This is a genomic window from Variovorax sp. 350MFTsu5.1 (assembly GCF_048302515.1).
GTDB lineage: Bacteria > Pseudomonadota > Gammaproteobacteria > Burkholderiales > Burkholderiaceae_C > Variovorax > Variovorax guangxiensis.
In genome coordinates this window covers 5,221,577-5,237,107 of the sequence record NZ_CP157620.1, presented here as the reverse complement: position 1 = coordinate 5,237,107, position 15,531 = coordinate 5,221,577, and the positions used below count along the sequence as shown (strand labels likewise).

13 protein-coding genes are annotated in these 15,531 nt (G+C 68.4%); 5 read left to right on the top strand and 8 right to left on the bottom strand.

Going from position 1 to position 15,531, the window contains the following annotated elements; translation table 11 throughout:
• Positions 1-77: 77 nt before the first annotated feature.
• Positions 78-3,158, top strand: a complete 3,081-nt coding sequence (locus tag ABL843_RS23725) for an FAD-binding and (Fe-S)-binding domain-containing protein (RefSeq protein ID WP_418120508.1) — start codon at positions 78-80, stop codon at positions 3,156-3,158.
• Between the two features lie 86 nt (positions 3,159-3,244).
• Here the strand turns inward: ABL843_RS23725 and ABL843_RS23720 are convergent, their stop codons facing one another.
• Genes ABL843_RS23720 through ABL843_RS23690 form a run of 7 tightly spaced genes read right to left on the bottom strand, consistent with a single transcriptional unit; the run spans position 3,245 to position 9,758 of the window.
• Complete coding sequence (locus ABL843_RS23720; RefSeq protein WP_418117559.1) at positions 3,245-4,165, bottom strand: SMP-30/gluconolactonase/LRE family protein; 921 nt, start codon at positions 4,163-4,165, stop codon at positions 3,245-3,247.
• A gap of 23 nt (positions 4,166-4,188) precedes the next feature.
• Positions 4,189-5,076, bottom strand: coding sequence for an amidohydrolase family protein (locus ABL843_RS23715; protein WP_418117557.1), 888 nt, complete (start codon positions 5,074-5,076; stop codon positions 4,189-4,191).
• A 13-nt stretch (positions 5,077-5,089) separates the two neighbouring features.
• Positions 5,090-6,052, bottom strand: a complete 963-nt coding sequence (locus ABL843_RS23710; protein ID WP_418117556.1) for a tripartite tricarboxylate transporter substrate binding protein — start codon at positions 6,050-6,052, stop codon at positions 5,090-5,092.
• Positions 6,053-6,074: 22 nt separating this feature from the next.
• Positions 6,075-7,061, bottom strand: a complete 987-nt coding sequence (locus tag ABL843_RS23705) for a Bug family tripartite tricarboxylate transporter substrate binding protein (protein WP_418117555.1) — start codon at positions 7,059-7,061, stop codon at positions 6,075-6,077.
• A gap of 43 nt (positions 7,062-7,104) precedes the next feature.
• Positions 7,105-8,034: an NAD(P)-dependent oxidoreductase gene (locus ABL843_RS23700; RefSeq protein WP_418117554.1), complete on the bottom strand. Its 930-nt coding sequence runs from the start codon at positions 8,032-8,034 to the stop codon at positions 7,105-7,107.
• The gene (locus tag ABL843_RS23695; RefSeq protein ID WP_418117552.1) at positions 8,031-8,720 is read right to left on the bottom strand and encodes an RraA family protein; all 690 of its coding nucleotides are present in this window, start codon (positions 8,718-8,720) and stop codon (positions 8,031-8,033) included. The genes ABL843_RS23700 and ABL843_RS23695 overlap by 4 nt, the downstream gene beginning before the upstream one ends.
• 51 nt (positions 8,721-8,771) lie before the next feature.
• A complete protein-coding gene (locus ABL843_RS23690) occupies positions 8,772-9,758 on the bottom strand; it encodes a Bug family tripartite tricarboxylate transporter substrate binding protein (protein WP_418117551.1) in 987 nt (328 codons plus the stop codon).
• 169 nt (positions 9,759-9,927) lie between these two features.
• Here ABL843_RS23690 and ABL843_RS23685 point away from each other — a divergent pair, with 169 nt between their 5' ends.
• Positions 9,928-10,674 (top strand): IclR family transcriptional regulator, encoded by a 747-nt coding sequence (locus tag ABL843_RS23685; RefSeq protein ID WP_418120507.1) that lies wholly within the window; start codon positions 9,928-9,930, stop codon positions 10,672-10,674.
• Positions 10,675-10,684: 10 nt separating this feature from the next.
• On the opposite strand, the gene ABL843_RS23680 is transcribed toward ABL843_RS23685, so the two are convergent.
• Positions 10,685-11,695: a LacI family DNA-binding transcriptional regulator gene (locus tag ABL843_RS23680; protein ID WP_369662411.1), complete on the bottom strand. Its 1,011-nt coding sequence runs from the start codon at positions 11,693-11,695 to the stop codon at positions 10,685-10,687.
• A gap of 292 nt (positions 11,696-11,987) precedes the next feature.
• Here ABL843_RS23680 and ABL843_RS23675 point away from each other — a divergent pair, with 292 nt between their 5' ends.
• The 3 genes from ABL843_RS23675 to ABL843_RS23665 are packed head-to-tail and all read left to right on the top strand — an operon-like array spanning position 11,988 to position 15,516.
• On the top strand, positions 11,988-12,920 hold the full coding sequence (locus tag ABL843_RS23675) for an SMP-30/gluconolactonase/LRE family protein (protein ID WP_369661123.1): 933 nt from the start codon (positions 11,988-11,990) through the stop codon (positions 12,918-12,920).
• Positions 12,917-14,431: a sugar ABC transporter ATP-binding protein gene (locus ABL843_RS23670; protein ID WP_418117550.1), complete on the top strand. Its 1,515-nt coding sequence runs from the start codon at positions 12,917-12,919 to the stop codon at positions 14,429-14,431. The genes ABL843_RS23675 and ABL843_RS23670 overlap by 4 nt, the downstream gene beginning before the upstream one ends.
• Complete coding sequence (locus ABL843_RS23665; protein WP_418117549.1) at positions 14,428-15,516, top strand: ABC transporter permease; 1,089 nt, start codon at positions 14,428-14,430, stop codon at positions 15,514-15,516. The genes ABL843_RS23670 and ABL843_RS23665 overlap by 4 nt, the downstream gene beginning before the upstream one ends.
• The last annotated feature ends 15 nt before the right edge of the window (positions 15,517-15,531 follow it).

The following is a 15,531-nucleotide window of genomic DNA, read 5'->3' as shown; positions in this document are numbered from 1 at the left end:
CGGCTTTGCCGGCCGCGGCCTTGCAAGCGCAGGCAGGCCGGCCGACTGCCCCTCGCAACCGTGGAACCCCGAAATTGATCGAGATCATTCCAGCCCCCGTCGCACTGCAAGGCGGCTACCGGCGCTTTCTTCATGCATTGGGCGCGGCAGGCTTCCGTGGCGAGATCTCGCCGCGATACGCCGACCGCACCGTCCTCGCCACGGACAACTCGATCTACCAGCGCCTGCCCCAGGCCGTGGTCTTCCCGCTGGACGGGGCGGACGTCGAAACGCTCGCGAAGCTGCTCGCCGCGCCGGAGCATCGGCAGGTGGTCGTTTCCGCGCGTGGCGGCGGGACGGGCACCAACGGGCAGTCGCTGACGGACGGCATCGTGGTCGACCTCTCCCGGCATCTCAACCGGATTCTCTGGATCGACCCCGTCCGGCGAGTGGCAAGGGTGCAGGCGGGCGTGGTCAAGGACCAGCTCAACGCGGCGCTGCAGGAGCATGGACTCTTCTTCGCACCGGAGCTGTCGACCTCCAACCGCGCCACGATAGGCGGGATGATCAACACGGACGCGAGCGGCCAGGGAAGCTGCACCTACGGCAAGACGCGGGACCATGTGCAGGAACTCGACATGGTCATGCTGGGCGGCATTCGCTTTTCGAGCAGATCCGTCGATGCCGGCGAACTGCAGGTGCAGTTGCAGAAAGACGGGCCAGTGGGTGCCGTGTGGCGCTGCGCACACCAGATCGCCACCCGGCATGCCGACCTGATCGCCGCGCGCTTTCCTCCGCTGAATCGCTGCCTCACCGGCTATGACCTGGCACACCTCGGGGAACCCGGCGATCGCTTCAACCTCAACAGCGTCCTGTGCGGCGCAGAAGGTTCGCTGGGATTCGTGGTCGAGGCCGAGATCGGGCTGCTCCCCATTCCCCGGTATTCGGTGCTGGTCAATGTGCGGTACGCCAGCTTCATGGATGCTCTGCGGGACGCAAGATTCCTGATGCAGCATCGCCCGCTGTCGATCGAGACGGTCGATTCACAGGTGTTGAGTCTGGCGATGGGCGACATCGTCTGGCAGGACGTGGCGGAGTACTTCCCTGTCGACGGCGACAGGCTTCCGACCCGTGGCATCAACCTGGTCGAATTCTGCGCAGACTCGCAGGAGGAACTGCGCGAGCGCGTGGCGGCCTTCGTCGGCCATCTTGCGGACGATGCCACTGCGGCACGCATCGGCCACACGGTCGCTTGGGGGAAGGCTTGCGTGGAGAAGGTCTACGCCATGCGCAAGCGCGCCGTCGGATTTCTGGGCAACGTGCCGGGCGAGGCCCGGCCTCAGCCTTTCGTCGAAGACACTGCGGTGCCGCCGGAGAAGCTTGCCGACTACATCGAAGAGTTCAGGGCGCTGCTCGACGGCCATGGGCTGAGCTATGGCATGTTCGGCCATGTGGATGCGGGCGTGCTTCATGTCCGGCCGGCGCTGGATCTGAGAAACCCGGCCCACGCGGCGTTGATCCGCACGATCTCCGATGAGGTCGCGGAGTTGACGCTGAAATACGGCGGCGTGTTATGGGGCGAGCACGGGAAGGGCGTTCGTTCCGAGTACGCGCCGAAGTTCTTCGGTCCGTTGTATCCGGCACTGCAGCAACTCAAGGCTGCGTTCGACCCATACAACCAGCTGAACCCGGGAAAGATCGCCACTCCCGCGGGCCAGCCTGCAGAGTTGCTGCGTATCGACGAAGTCCCTTTGCGCGCCGACGCCGATCGCCAGATCGACGAACGCGTCTGGCAAAGCCACGCAAGTGCGCTTCGCTGCAACGGCAACGGCGCCTGCTACAACTTCGACCCTGACGATGCGATGTGCCCCTCATGGAAGGCCACGCGTGAACGCAGGCATTCGCCCAAGGGCCGTGCGGCCCTGATGCGGGAGTGGCTGCGTTTGCAGGGCAATGCGGGGGTCGATGTACTCGGGGTGGCTGCGCAGCAGCCTTCGCTCGTCGCCGGATTCGTCAGGCGCTGGAAGAGCGGCCGTGGTCGCGCGGTGGCCCGCAACGGTGCTTCCGATGACTTCTCCCACGAGGTCTACGAAGCGATGAGCGGTTGCCTGGCCTGCAAGTCGTGCGCGGGGCAGTGCCCTGTCAAGGTCAACGTCCCGGATTTCCGCTCGCGCTTCCTGGAGCTCTATCACTCCCGTTACTCGCGGCCGATGAAGGACTACCTGATCGGTTCGCTCGAATTCAGCGTGCCGTTCTTCGCGCGGGTTCCGTGGCTCTACAACGCGGCGATGTCCTCCAGCCTGCTGCGCCGCATGCTCGAACGCCATGCGGGCATGGTCGACAGTCCGCTGCTGAGCCGTTTCGACTTCCGTGCCACGCTGCGTCGCTGGGGCGTACGCACTGCCACTGAGCGGTCGCTGATGGCTCTGACGGATGCGCAGCGGGCCCGGTCCGTCGTCCTCGTTCAGGATGCCTTTACGCGCTATTTCGATACGCACGTTTTCTCGGCATTCATCGAACTCGCTTCACGGCTCGGGTACACGGTGTGGCTGGCGCCTTTCATGCCGAACGGCAAGCCGCTTCACGTCCTTGGCTTTTTGAAGGGGTTCGGCCGTGCAGCGCGCAGGAACGCGGCGATGCTCGACGAACTGGCTTCGTGCGGCGTGCCGCTCGTCGGCCTCGACCCTGCGATGACACTCGTGTATCGACAGGAATACGCGAAGCTCCCAGCCCTGGAAAAGCCTCCCGCCGTGCAGCTTCCGCAGGAGTGGCTGCTGGATGTTCTGCCTCGGATGAATCCTCAACCTGCAGTGGGAGACTTCCGGCTTCTGGGTCATTGCACCGAACGGACGAACGCGCCTGCGGCCGCGGCCTTGTGGCCCGATGTGTTCGCCCGCGCCGGTTTGAAGCTCCAGCAGCAAGCCAGCGGCTGCTGCGGCATGTCGGGGACCTATGGCCATGAGAGCGTGAACGTCGCGACGTCCCGCCAGATCTACTCCCTGTCCTGGGAACCGATCCTGAAGGACGGGGAGACGCAGAAGACGGAGTTCCTGGCGACGGGCTACTCCTGTCGCAGCCAGGCCAAGCGAATGGCGGGCCGGCATCTGCGGCATCCTGTGGAGGTATTGCTCCAGTTCCATACCCGGACTGCGTCGCCGGCGACGGGCCAGCGGCAATGACCTGCGGGTGCGCGATGAGGAACTGACTCGACACTGCCTTCGCGAGTGATCGCACCACGCACCAGCCCCCAGCGAAGCTCAGCCCCTCAGTCGTTCAATCGATGCAGTTCCACGCCTGGCGCGTCGAGCTCGGCCTTCAGCACATTGCCATGCGTCGAATCGGTGACGAACAGCGTCGACCGGTCCGGCCCGCCGAACGCGATGTTCGTGGTGGACGCGCCCACCGGGCCGCGCAGCACCACGACCGGTTCCGCGCGCGCATTGAGCACCCAGACGATGCCAAGCCCCGGGTTGGCGACCAGCAGCCGCCCCTGCGCGTCGACGGCGAGCCCGTCGGGGCCGCTCGGGCCGTAGGAGGTGAAGAACTGGCCCACCTTGGCGACGCTGCCGTCCGCGAGCAGCGGCACGCGCCAGATGCAGTTGCCGCGCGTTACGGCGAGGTAGAGCACCTTGCCGTCGGGCGAGAGCGCCACGCCGTTGGGGCTGGGCACGTTCGACAGCAGCAGGTCGAGTTGCCCGTCGGGCCGCAGGCGATACAGGCGCCCCGACGGGTCGTGCAGACCGCTCTGGCCCTGGTCGGTGAAGTAGACGTTGCTCTGCGCGTCCAGCACCAGGTCGTTCACGCCCTTGAAGCTCTCGGTGTTGCGCCGCTGCAGGTGCGGCGTGACGCTGCCGGTGTGCACGTCCACGCGCATCAGGCCGCTCCTGTAGTCGGTGACGAGCAGCGTGTTCGCGTCGATTAACTTCATGCCGTTCGGTTCGCCGTCGTATTCGGCCACCAGCGTCCACTCGCCCGAGGCGTCGATGCGGAAGATGCGGCCGAAGGGAATGTCCGAGACGTAGAGGTTGCCGGCGTCGTCGAACACCGGGCCTTCGAGGAAGGAGTCGGTCGGCTGGCCGCCGCGGTTGGCGTCGGCCCAGACGCTCGGCTCGCGGCGCCGGAAATGCCCGGGCATGCTGGTGAAGGTCTGGAGCTCCAGCACCTGGGGTGCTTGCAGGAAGTACATGTCGGTTTCCTAGTCGGCGCGGATCAGGCAGCCGCGAATCCATAGAGTTTCGCCGGGTTGTCGACGAGGATGCGCCTGCGCACGGCCTCGTCGCCGCACCAGGCTGCCAGCACATTGGCAAGCGCGGCATCGTCCACCGTTCCCGGCGTCTCGGTCGTATGCGGCCAGTCGCTGCCCCACACCAGCCGCTCGGGCGCGGCCTCGACCAGCGCGCGGCCCAGCGCGAAGGCATCGCGGTAGGCGGGTGCTCCGTCGCGCGATCGCATGTAGACGCCCGAGAGCTTCATCCATGTGTTGCCGCCGTCGAGCAGTCGCCGCGCCACGGTGAACGCCGCTGCATTGGCACCTTCGGCCGGATCGATGCGCGCCATGTGGTCGATGACCAGCGGCACCGGCAAGGTGGCCAGCACCGGTTCGAGTTCCACCAGCTGCTCCGGATGCACGAAGACCTGGATATGCCAGCCAAGCCGCGCCACCTTGCGCGCCAGCGTCGTCAGCATCTGCGGCGTGGTGGTGCCCCAGGACTGCGGCGTCACGAAGTTCACGCGCAGGCCGCAGACGCGCTGCGCTGCGAGGCGGTCGAGTTCATCGTCGGCCACATCCTCGGCGACGACCGCGACGCCGCGCGCCTGTTCGCCCAACTGCGCGAGCGCATCGAGGGTGCAGGCGTTGTCGGTGCCGTAGGTCGAAGGATTGACGACCACCGTGCGCGAGGTGCCCAGCCGCTGCTGCAGCAGGCAGTAGGCTGCCACCTCGGCGTGCGGCGGCTGGCGCTTCCAGTGCGGCGACGCGGCGAAGCGCGCATCGAAGATGTGCATGTGGCTGTCGCAGGCGCCTGCGGGCAGCGCGAGCGCAGGACGGTCCGTGCCCACCGAGTGGGGAACCGGCTGCGCGATGGAGGTGGCGTTCATTCGTGCGCTGTGGTCAATCGAGCTTGATGTTGCCCTTGCGGATCACCTCCGCCCACTTCGCGTCTTCCTTCTTCAGGAAGTCGGCGAACTCGGCGGAGGTCGAGCCGACCGGCTGCACGCCGACGTCGACGAAGCGCTTCTTCACTTCGTCTTCCTTCAGCGCCTCGACCACCGCCTTGTGCAGTTTCTCGGCGATGGGCGCCGGCGTGCCGGCCGGCAGGAACATGCCGTTCCATTCGTAGGCCTCGTAGCCGGGCGCCACGGTCTCGGCGATGGTCGGCACCTCGGGCAGCCGCGGCGAACGCTGCGGCGACGACACCGCCAGCGCGCGCAGCTTGCCGGAGGACACGAGCGGATACGACGCGGCGATGGTGCTGAACATGAAGTCGACCTGCCCGCCCATCACGTCGGTGATGGCGGGGCCGCCGCTCTTGTAGCCCACGTGCACCATGTCGAGCCCGAGCCGCTGGCGCAGCAGCTCCGCCGCGAGCCGCTGCACGGTGCCGCTGCCGCCCGATGCGAAGTTGATCTTGCCTGGCTCGGCCTTGGCCTTGTCCGCGAGGTCCTTGATGCTCTTCAAGGGCGAATCGGCGCGCACGATCACGATGTTGGGCGCCAGCGCCACGAGCGCGAGCGGCTGCAGCGCATTGGCGGCATAGGGCATGCGCGCGAAGAGATGCGGATTGATCGAGTAGGGCGTGGCGTCGTAGAGCACGGTGTAACCGTCGGGCGAGGCCTTGGCCGCAAAGCCCGCGCCGATGGTGCCGCTGGCGCCGGGCCGGTTGTCGACGATCACGGTGGTGCCCAGCTTCATGCCCACGCGCACGGCCAGCACGCGCGCGAGCGCATCCGCCGATCCGCCGGGTGCATAGGGCACGACCAGCGTGATGGGGCGCTCCGGATAGGCTGCGTGCGCGGAGGTCGCCGCTGCCGCGATGAGGGTGCATGCGGCGAGCATGCGTCGGATGGCTTTCATGGTGTGTTCCTCTTGTATGCGTTCATTCGGTCTTGAGGTCGAGCGATCGGGCGAGATCGCCGTAGAGCCTGACCTCGCCCGCGAGCTGCGCACCGAATGCGTCGCCGCAGGTGTTGCGGGCCTCCATGCCCAGCGAGCGCAGCTTTTCCTGCGTGGCCGGCGCCTGCGCGAATTCGGTGGCCACGCGGCGCAGCGCGGCCAGCACCTCGGGCGGCGTCTTCGCCGGCGCCAGCAGGCCGTACCAGGCGTCGGCCGTGTAGCCCTTGACGCCAGCCTCCTCGAAGGTCGGCACACCGGGCAGCAGCGCGGAGCGCTTCGGGGCGGCCACCGCCAGTGCGGTCAGCTTGCCGCTCTGCACCTGCGCGAGCACCGAGCCCAGCGTGGCGAAGGAGCTGTCGACCTGACCGCCGATGAGATCGGTCACGGCCTGCGCCGCGCCTTTGTAGGGGATGTGGTTCATCGACGTGCCCGTGAGCTGCGTGAACTGCGCGCTCGCGAAGTGGCCCGAGCTGCCGGAGCCCGGCGTGGCGTATGTGCGCTTGCCCGGCTCGGCCTTCACGGCCTGCAGGAAGGCGCCGAGCGACTTCACCGGCATCGACGGCCCCACCACGAGCACCGTGGGGCTCACGGCCAGCGAACACACCGGCGCGAAGGAGCGCACGGCGTCGAACTTGACGCGCTGGCTGTAGAGCGCCGGGATCATCGTGTGGTTCGTCGCGCCCAGCAGCAGGGTGTAGCCGTCCGCTGGCGCGGCGGCGACCGCCTCGGCCGCGAGGATGGTGTTGGCGCCGGGTTTGTTGTCCACGACGAATGGCTGGCCCAGCGCGCGCGATGCGTAGTCGGCGAAGGCGCGCGCCACCACGTCGGTGGGGCCCCCCGCCGAGAAGCCGACGAGCACGCGCACCGGCTTGGTAGGCCAGCTCTGGGCCTGCGCCTGCATTTGAACTGCCAGCGCGACCGGCAGGCCGATTGCGAGCGCGGTCCAGCGGGCCTTCTTGCCGCTCTTCATTCTCTTGTCTCCTTGTCTGGATCGGGGTAGCGGCGATGCTGCCTCAGCAACTCGCCGCCGTCTGGCGCGCGAGAACCTGCAGCAGGTTCTTTGCTGCGCCGACGCCCATGTTCACGTAGGCGTCACTGGTCACGCCGCCGATGTGCGGGCTCAGCACGATGTTCTTCTCGCCCTGGAATGGATGGCCGACGGTCATCGGCTCGATGGCGAAGCTGTCCAGCCCGGCCATGGAAACCTGGCCCGAGCGCAAGGCTGCCAGCAGCGCCTCTTCGTCGATCAGGCCGCCGCGCGCGGTGTTGACGACGATCACGCCGCGCTTGCAGCGCGCCAGCGTGTCCGCATTGAGCAGGCCCCGGTTCTCGTCGGTCAACGGGCAGTGCAGCGAGATGACGTCGGACTCGGCCCAGAGGGTCGCGAGGTCGGCGGCCTGCACATGGGCCGGCAGGTTCTTCGCGTAAGGGTCGAAGCCGAGCACGCGCATGCCCAGCGCATCGGCCATGCGCGCGAAGCGTAGCCCGATGGCGCCGAGCCCGACGAGGCCGATGGTGCGGCCGCCGAGTTCGAGGCTCTTGTGCGTCGCCTTGTCCCAGTGGCCGGCGTGCATGCGTGCATCCAGCGCCACCACCGACTTCGCGCAGGCCAGCAGCAGCGCGAGCGCCTGCTCGGCCACTGCCGCCGCATTTGCGCCCACGGCCGCGACCACCTCGATGCCGCGCGCCTGCGCCGCCGCCTTGTCGATGGTGTCGGTGCCGCTGCCGTGCTTGGAGATCACCTTCAGCGACGGCGCGGCGTCCATGACGGCCGCACCCACCTTGCCGTAGCGCACGATGATGGCCGCAGGGTCGTGCGCGCGGCACAGCGCGACGAGGTCGTCTTCGGTCGGCGTCTTGCCCGCATAGACGATTTCGTAGCCCTCGAGCAGGCCGACCGCCTGCGACGCCAGGTCGGCGCCCGTCACCAGAATGGCTGTCACAGCGTCTCGCCTTCCTTCAGCACGCCCGCTGCGCGCAGTGCGGAGTCGAGCCACTTGGCGGCGGTGTTGCCTTCCTTGATGGCGGCGATGCGCGCGGCCTCGTCCTTCACCTTCTTCGCCGCGTGGGGCAGCAGCGACTCGATCTTGTCGCGCTCCACCGCGACCACGCCGTCGGCGTCGCCCACGATGAAGTCGCCCGCATGCACGGTCACGCCGCCGATCGACACCGGATGGCCGATGCGCCCGCCGATGTTCTTGGTCGGCCCGTTCGGATTGGTGCCCACGCAGAAGACCGGAAAGTCCATCTCGTCGATCTCCAGGCTGTCGCGGCAGGCGCCGTCGATGACCACTCCTGCGATGCCGACCTTCTTGCAGGCGGTCATCATGATCGTGCCCATGAGCGCGGAGGTCTGGTCGCCCTTGCCGTCGATGACGAGCACGTCGCCGGGCTTCGCCATGGCGATGGCGGCGTGGATCATCAGGTTGTCGCCGGGGCGCACTTCCACGGTGAGCGCGGTGCCCGCCAGCTTCATGCGGGGCCGCAGGGCCTTGATGCGACCGTCCAGCGCGCCGCGGCGGCCGGCCACGTCGGCCAGGATGGCGGGCTGGAACTCGGCCGCCTGCGCCACGATGTGCGCGGGTACGCGTTCGAAGTCGCGGATGACGTCGGGGAGGGGAGATGACATGAAGGTGCTTTCGGGAAGGGAGGGAAAAGAGAAAAGGGAAACGCCGCGCCGTCAGTCGAGCCGGATGCCCGAGGCCTTCACGATCGCGCCCCAGCGCACGCCGTCGGTGCGGATCAGCGAGGCGAACTTCTCGGGCGGGCCGGACAGCACCTCTGCGCCCTGCGCCGCGAGCTTCTTCTGCACGTTGGGCGTCGCGAGAGCCTTGTTGAACGCGGTGTTGAGCTTCGCGATCGCGTCCTTCGGCATCGCCGCGGGACCCGCCACGCCGAACCAGGTGACGGCCTCGAAGTCCTTGTAGCCCGCCTCGACCATGGTCGGCACGTCGGGCAGGTCGCGGTTGCGCTGCAGCGAGGTCACTGCCAGCGCGCGCAGCTGTCCGCTCTTGATCTGCGCGATGAGCGTCGGCACCGACGACACGTAGATCTGGATCTGCCCGCCGACGAGATCGGTCAGGCCCTGCGATGCGCCCTTGTAGGGCACGTGCGTGAGCTGGATGCCGGCGACCTTCTGGAACTGCTCGGTCGCAAGGTGCGCCACGGTGCCGTTGCCCGAGCTCGCGTAGTTGAGCGCGGTGGGCTTGGCCTTGGCGGCGGCGACCACGTCGGCGAGCTTCCTGTAGGGCGAGGCGGAGGACACGACCACCACCAGCGGTGCCGATGCGACGAGGCCCACTGCCGCGAGATCCTTCACCGGGTCGTAGGGCAGCTTGGCGTACAGCGAGGGGTTGATCGCGAGGTTGCTGGTCTGGCCCAGCACCAGCGTGTAGCCGTCGGGGCTGGCCTTGGCTGCCGCGTCGACGCCGATGTTGCCGCCGGAGCCGGGCTTGTTGTCGATGACGATGGTCCAGCCTTCGGAGGTCGCGACCTTGTTCGCGACTTCGCGGGCAATGATGTCCGTGCCGCCGCCCGGCGGGAAGGGCACGACGAGCTTGATCGGGCGCGCCGGATAGGCCTGCGCCAGCGCCATGCCGGAGGCGAGAAGGAGGGCGAGGCCGAGGGCCGCGCGGCGGGGAATGGAGCCGAGGCTCGAGGTGCGCATTGATCTGTCTCCGAATCGTTCGTTGGGCACCTGCAGGCCGTGCTGCGAGGCGTGGAGCGACTTTAGGTTTGCGTTCCATTCCATACAATGGTGGTCCACTGAACGGACCTTGGACCACTGTGTGAAACGAAATTCGAAGACCGGATCCGCGCTCAAGGAAGTGATCGAGATGCCCCGCGAGGCCGACGCCGAGGCCTCGGGCGGTGTCACCGCCGTCACCCGCGCGCTGCAGCTGCTCGACACCTTCGGCATGCAGGACGAGCATCTCTCGCTCGCGGAGCTCACGCGCCGCAGCCAGATGCACAAGACGACCGCTCTGCGCCTGCTGCGCACGCTGGCGCTCGCCGGCTACGTGGTGCAGCGCGAGGACGGCGGCTGGCGGCTGGGCCCCGCGGCCGGCTGGCTCGGCGCGCGCTACCAGGCCAGCTTCGATGCCAACGGCGTGGTCGAGCCGATGATGCTCGCACTGTCGCAGGCAACGGGCGAGAGCGCCGCGTTCTACGTTCGCGAAGGAAACTCCAGAACCTGCCTGGCCCGCGTGGAAGGACCGCAGCCCATCCGGCACCACGCACGCATGGGCGCGATGCTGCCCCTGGACCTTGGCTCACCGGGCCGCGTGATCCTCGCGTTCTCGGGCGAGCCCGGAAAGCTCTACGAGGACATCCGCAAGAAGGGCTACCACTACTCCATTGGCGAGCGCGAGAAGAACGTGGCGACGGTGTCGGCGCCGGTCTTCGGGCTGCGCTGGGCGCTGCTGGGCTCGGTGTGCATCTCCGGCCCCGCGGACCGGTTGCCCAAGGCCAAGCTGATCGGGCATGCGAAGACGATCATGAAGGCCGCGAACGAGCTCTCCTATGCGCTCGCGGGCCGGCCCACGGCGCAGACGCCTGCGGTGGTCTCGACCTGGCACCCCTGAAGGGGAGGGCTCAGGAACTCTCGCGCTGCTCGATGCGGAACGGGATCAGCACCGTCTCCGCCGGCGGCCGATGCCCCTCGCGCGTGCCGTCGATCACGCGCAGCAGCAGTTCTCCCGCCGCCTTGCCGATGCCCACGCAATCCACCGCCACGGTGGTGATGCGCGGATGGCAGGCGCGTGCGACCTCGAAGTCGCCGAAGCCCGCGATCGCGATGCGGCCGGGCACTTCCCAGCCGCGGCGCTGGCATTCCATCAGTGCGCCGAAGGCAGAGAGGTCGGACACGCAGATCACGGCGTCGACGTCGGGCCACTGGCGGATCAGCTGCGCCACGGCCTCGCCGCCCTGCGCCATCGAGATCGGCGGCTGGCCGAAGCTGATGACGCGGCCGTCGGGCAGGCCCAGTTCGCGGATCGCGTTGGCGTAGCCGCGCTGGCGGTCGGCGCCGCGCGTGTCGCGGTTGGAGGTGCCGCCGATGAAGGCGATGCGCCGGTAGCCCTTGCCGTGCAGGTGGCGCACCATCGCGGCGGCGGCCTCGGCGTTCGAGAAGCCTACGGTGTGCTCGATGGGCGTGGCCGGCAGGTCCCAGGTCTCGACCACCGGCACGCCCGCTGCCTGCAGCATGGCGCGCGCGGCCGGCGTGTGCGAGCCGCCGGTGAGGATCACGCCCTCGGGCCGGCGCGCGAGCATGGCGCGCAGCAGGCGCTCCTCGGTCTCCACGCGGTAGTCGGTGTAGCCCAGCAGCACCTGCAGCCCGCGCGCTTCCACGGCGGCTGTGATGCCCTGCGCGGTTTCCGAGAAGTTGGAGTTGTTGAGCGACGGGATCAGCACCGCGACGAAGCCCGATCGCTTGCTGGAGAAGGTGCGCGCCGTCTGGTCGATGACGTAGCCCATCTCCTCGCACGCCTGAAGGATGCGCTGGCGCAGCGCCTCGGAGGTCACGCGGTCGCTGCTCGCACTGCGGTTGAGCGCGCGCGAAACCGTCATCTTCGACACGCCGACGCGCGCGGCCACGTCGGCCATCGTCGCGGGGCGGGTGAGGGCGGGAGCAGGGGCGGCGGAGGCTTTGGTCGGAGGCAAGGAGCTTCTTTCTTTCTCTCTCGGAAGGCGGGTTCGAGGATATGCGACGAGGGCCGTGCGGCGCGAGATACCGATAACTGTATGAGTGCGTGAATCGATGCGCAAAGAATACAGCGCGTACCCGTGAAAGCAGAATGAAATTGTGGTCTCTGCGCCTACGGGAAAAGCCTAAGTTACCGGTATCTTTTTGGTGCCACACTGCGATCCCAAGTTCAGGGAAACCAGCGCCGTGGCCATGACCATCGAAGTCTTCGACTCCCGTTTCGCTCCCGTCGCCCAAGGGGCCGGCCCGCTCGAACGCCTGTGCACCGGCGCCGTCTGGAGCGAAGGGCCGGTGTGGATGCGCGAGGACGGCTCGGTGCTGTGGAGCGACATTCCCAACAACCGCATGCTGCACTGGCACGCCGAAGAAGGCATGAGCGTGTGGCGTGAAGGCGTGGAGTTCACCAACGGCCACACGCGCGAGGCCGACGGATCGCTGCTGCATTGCTCGCACGGGCTGCGCGCCATCGTGCGCACGCGCTTCGCGGGTTCCGGCGAAGGCCTGCAGGCGCTGCCCGACGAGGTGGTGGTCGACCGCTACCAGGGCCGCCGGCTCAACTCGCCCAACGACATCGTCGTGAAGCGCGACGGCAGCATCTGGTTCACCGATCCGCCCTACGGCATCGTCTCCGACCGCGAGGGGCACAGGGCTCAGAGCGAGTTGGGCCGCAACCACGTGTTCCGATTCGACCCGGCGAGCGGCGCACTTCGCTCGGTGAGCGACTTCGTGGAGGAGCCCAACGGGCTGGCGTTCTCACCCGACGAGCGCATCCTGTACGTGAGCGACACCTCGGCCGCGCTGCGCACCGACGGCTCGGGGCATCACCACATCGTGGCGTTCGACGTGATCGGCGGGCAGGACCTCGCGAACCCTCGCGTGTTCGCGGTGGTGAACCCGGGGCTGGCCGACGGATTCCGCGTCGATGTGCACGGCTTCGTCTACACCAGCAGCGCCGACAGCGTGCAGGTCTACCACCCCGACGGCACGCGCCTCGCGCGCATCGCGGTGCCGGAGAAGGTGGGCAACCTCAGCTTCGGCGGGACCGACGGCGACGAGCTCTTCGTGTGCGCGTCGACCTCGCTCTACCGCATCCGGCTGAACACGAGCGGGGCGGTGCGCGCATGAGCACGCCGCTGCTGCAGTTCCAGGCCGTGAGCAAGCGCTTCGGCGGCACGCAGGCGGTCGACAAGGTCACGCTGGACGTGCGTGCCGGAGAAGTCCTCGCGCTGCTGGGCGAGAACGGCGCGGGCAAGTCCACGCTCATCAAGCTGCTCGCGGGCATCCACACGGAGGACGACGGGGAGATTCTTTTCGACGGCCGGCCGCAGTCCGAGTGGCGGCGCGCCGACCGGCGCGAGCAGCCGGTGGCATTCATCCACCAGGACCTTGGCCTCGTCGAATGGATGACCGTTGCCGAGAACGTGGGCCTGGGCACCGGCTACCCGCGCCGCTTTGGCCTCATCGACTGGAAGGCGGCGAACGACACGGCGCGCCGCGTGATGGCGCGCGTGGGCTGCGACATCGACCCCGGCCGCCGCGTCTTCTCGCTCACGCGCGCCGAGAAGTCGCTGCTCGCCATCGGCCGCGCGCTCGAGGTGAAGGCGCGGCTGCTGGTGCTCGACGAGCCCTCGGCCAGCCTGCCGATGAGCGACGTGGAGCGCATGTTCGGCGTGCTGCGCGAACTGCGCCGCCAGGGCATGGCGATGATGTACGTGTCGCACCGGCTCGACGAGGTGATGGCCATTTCCGACCGTGCAGCCGTGATGCGCGACGGCCGGCTGGTGGCGGTGAAGACCACGGCGCAGACCAGCGAGAGCGAACTGGTGGGGCTGATCGTGGGCAAGGCGCTCTCGGCCTCGGTGCAGAAGGCGAAGGCGCCTGCGCGAAGCGAGCCCGTGCTGAAGCTCGACGGCGCGGCCAGCGGCAACGCCGGCCCGCTGAGCCTGGCCGTGCATCGCGGCGAGGTGCTGGGCCTCGTGGGCCTGCGCGGCGCGGGGCACGAGGCCATCAGCCGCGCGATCTTCGGGCGCGAGCCGCTGTCGGCCGGGCGCATGCAGCTGCTGGGCAAGGCCTGCGACTTCACCTGCCCGGCCGATGCCATCCGCGCGGGCGTGGCCTATGTGGCTGGCGAGCGGCTCGAGGAAAACCTGGCCGGCTCGATGAGCGTGCTGGAGAACCTCTTTCCCAATTCCACGCTGCACGGCGACCGGGGGCTGGCCTTCGACAGGCCGCGCCGCGAGAACGAGGGCGCGCTCGCGCTCATCCGCCGCTTCGACATCAACCCGCCCGCGCCATCGGCCGAAGTGCAGCAGCTCTCGGGCGGCAACCAGCAGAAGGTGGTGCTGGCGCGCTGGTTCCATCTCGACAAGCCGCTGGTGGTGCTCGAGGAGCCGACCGCGGGCGTGGATGTGGGCGCCAAGCGGCAGATCTACGGCGTGCTGCGCGAGCGTGCCGAGGCCGGCACGGCGCTGGTCGTCGTTTCCACCGACTTCGAGGAGATCGCGACCGTGTGCACCCGCGTGCTCGTCTTCCGCGACGGGCTGATCGCGGCCGAGCTCACGGGCGAGGCGATCACCGTCGAAAGACTCCTGGCATTGGCAGCAGGCGCGGCGACGCGCGAGGAAGTTTCAGCATGAGCAGTTCTATCAAGTCCACGGCGCTGGAGCCCGACAAGTCCCTCGATGGCGAGGCTGTCTCCCTCGCGCAGAGCCTCGGGCGCGCGATGCCGGTGTACGGCCTCGTCGTGCTCACGGTGGCGCTCGCGCTGCTGTTCTCGGTGCTGCTGCCCGAGACCTTTCCGACGCTGTTCAACCTGCGCGCGATCCTGGCCGACAAGTCGGTGATCGCGCTGCTGGCGCTGGCCGCGACCATCCCGATGATCACCGGCAAGATCGACCTCACCGTGGGTTACGGCATCGTGCTGTGGCACATCCTCGCGATCAGCCTGCAGACGCAGCTGGGCCTGCCTTGGCCGGCGGCGGTGCTGGTGGTGCTGCTGTGCGCGGCGCTGTTCGGCGTGCTCAACGGGCTGCTGGTCGAGCTCGCGCAGATCGACTCGTTCATCGCCACGCTGGGCACGGGCACCGTGATCTACGCCGTGGCCATGTGGCACAGCGGCGGCCGGCAGGTGGTGGGCGAGCTGCCCGATGGCTTCGTGGGCATCGCGGGCGGCAGCCTGCTGGGGCTGCCGGTGGGCGCGTTCTACGTGCTGGCGGTGAGCCTCACGCTGTGGGTGATCACCGAGTTCACGCCGCTGGGGCGGGCGCTGTACGTGATCGGCGCGAACCCGAAGGCGGCGCAGCTCAACGGCATTTCGGTGCGCAGACATGTGATGGGCGCTTTTGTCGCCTCGGGGCTGCTGTCGGGCTTCGCGGGCGTGCTGCTGGCTTCGCGGCTGCAGATCGGGCAGGCGAGCGTGGGGCTCGAGTTTTTGTTGCCGGCGCTGGTGGGCGCCTTTCTCGGCTCCACCACCATCCGGCCCGGCCGCGTGAACGTGTGGGGCACTCTGGTGGGCGTGGCGATTCTCGCCATCGGCATCTCGGGCATCCAGCAGTTCGGCGGTGCCTTCTACGTGGAGCCGCTCTTCAACGGCCTGACGCTGCTGGTGTCCATCGGCATCGCGGGCTGGGCGCAGCAGCGGCGCAACCGCTCGATCAAGCGGCGCATCGCCGAGCGGCAGCTCGATCACGCGCAACCGGTTCCCTCAACACCGTCGGAATGACGGCCCACTACGACG

Coding starts and splice junctions, on each gene's coding strand:
- ABL843_RS23715 (WP_418117557.1), bottom strand. CDS start 5,076: ATGAACGCCACCTCCATCGCGCAGCCGGTTCCCCACTCGGTGGGCACG.
- ABL843_RS23675 (WP_369661123.1), top strand. CDS start 11,988: ATGACCATCGAAGTCTTCGACTCCCGTTTCGCTCCCGTCGCCCAAGGG.
- ABL843_RS23720 (WP_418117559.1), bottom strand. CDS start 4,165: ATGTACTTCCTGCAAGCACCCCAGGTGCTGGAGCTCCAGACCTTCACC.
- ABL843_RS23685 (WP_418120507.1), top strand. CDS start 9,928: ATGCCCCGCGAGGCCGACGCCGAGGCCTCGGGCGGTGTCACCGCCGTC.
- ABL843_RS23690 (WP_418117551.1), bottom strand. CDS start 9,758: ATGCGCACCTCGAGCCTCGGCTCCATTCCCCGCCGCGCGGCCCTCGGC.
- ABL843_RS23705 (WP_418117555.1), bottom strand. CDS start 7,061: ATGAAGAGCGGCAAGAAGGCCCGCTGGACCGCGCTCGCAATCGGCCTG.
- ABL843_RS23695 (WP_418117552.1), bottom strand. CDS start 8,720: ATGTCATCTCCCCTCCCCGACGTCATCCGCGACTTCGAACGCGTACCC.
- ABL843_RS23665 (WP_418117549.1), top strand. CDS start 14,428: ATGAGCAGTTCTATCAAGTCCACGGCGCTGGAGCCCGACAAGTCCCTC.
- ABL843_RS23670 (WP_418117550.1), top strand. CDS start 12,917: ATGAGCACGCCGCTGCTGCAGTTCCAGGCCGTGAGCAAGCGCTTCGGC.
- ABL843_RS23710 (WP_418117556.1), bottom strand. CDS start 6,052: ATGAAAGCCATCCGACGCATGCTCGCCGCATGCACCCTCATCGCGGCA.
- ABL843_RS23680 (WP_369662411.1), bottom strand. CDS start 11,695: ATGGCCGACGTGGCCGCGCGCGTCGGCGTGTCGAAGATGACGGTTTCG.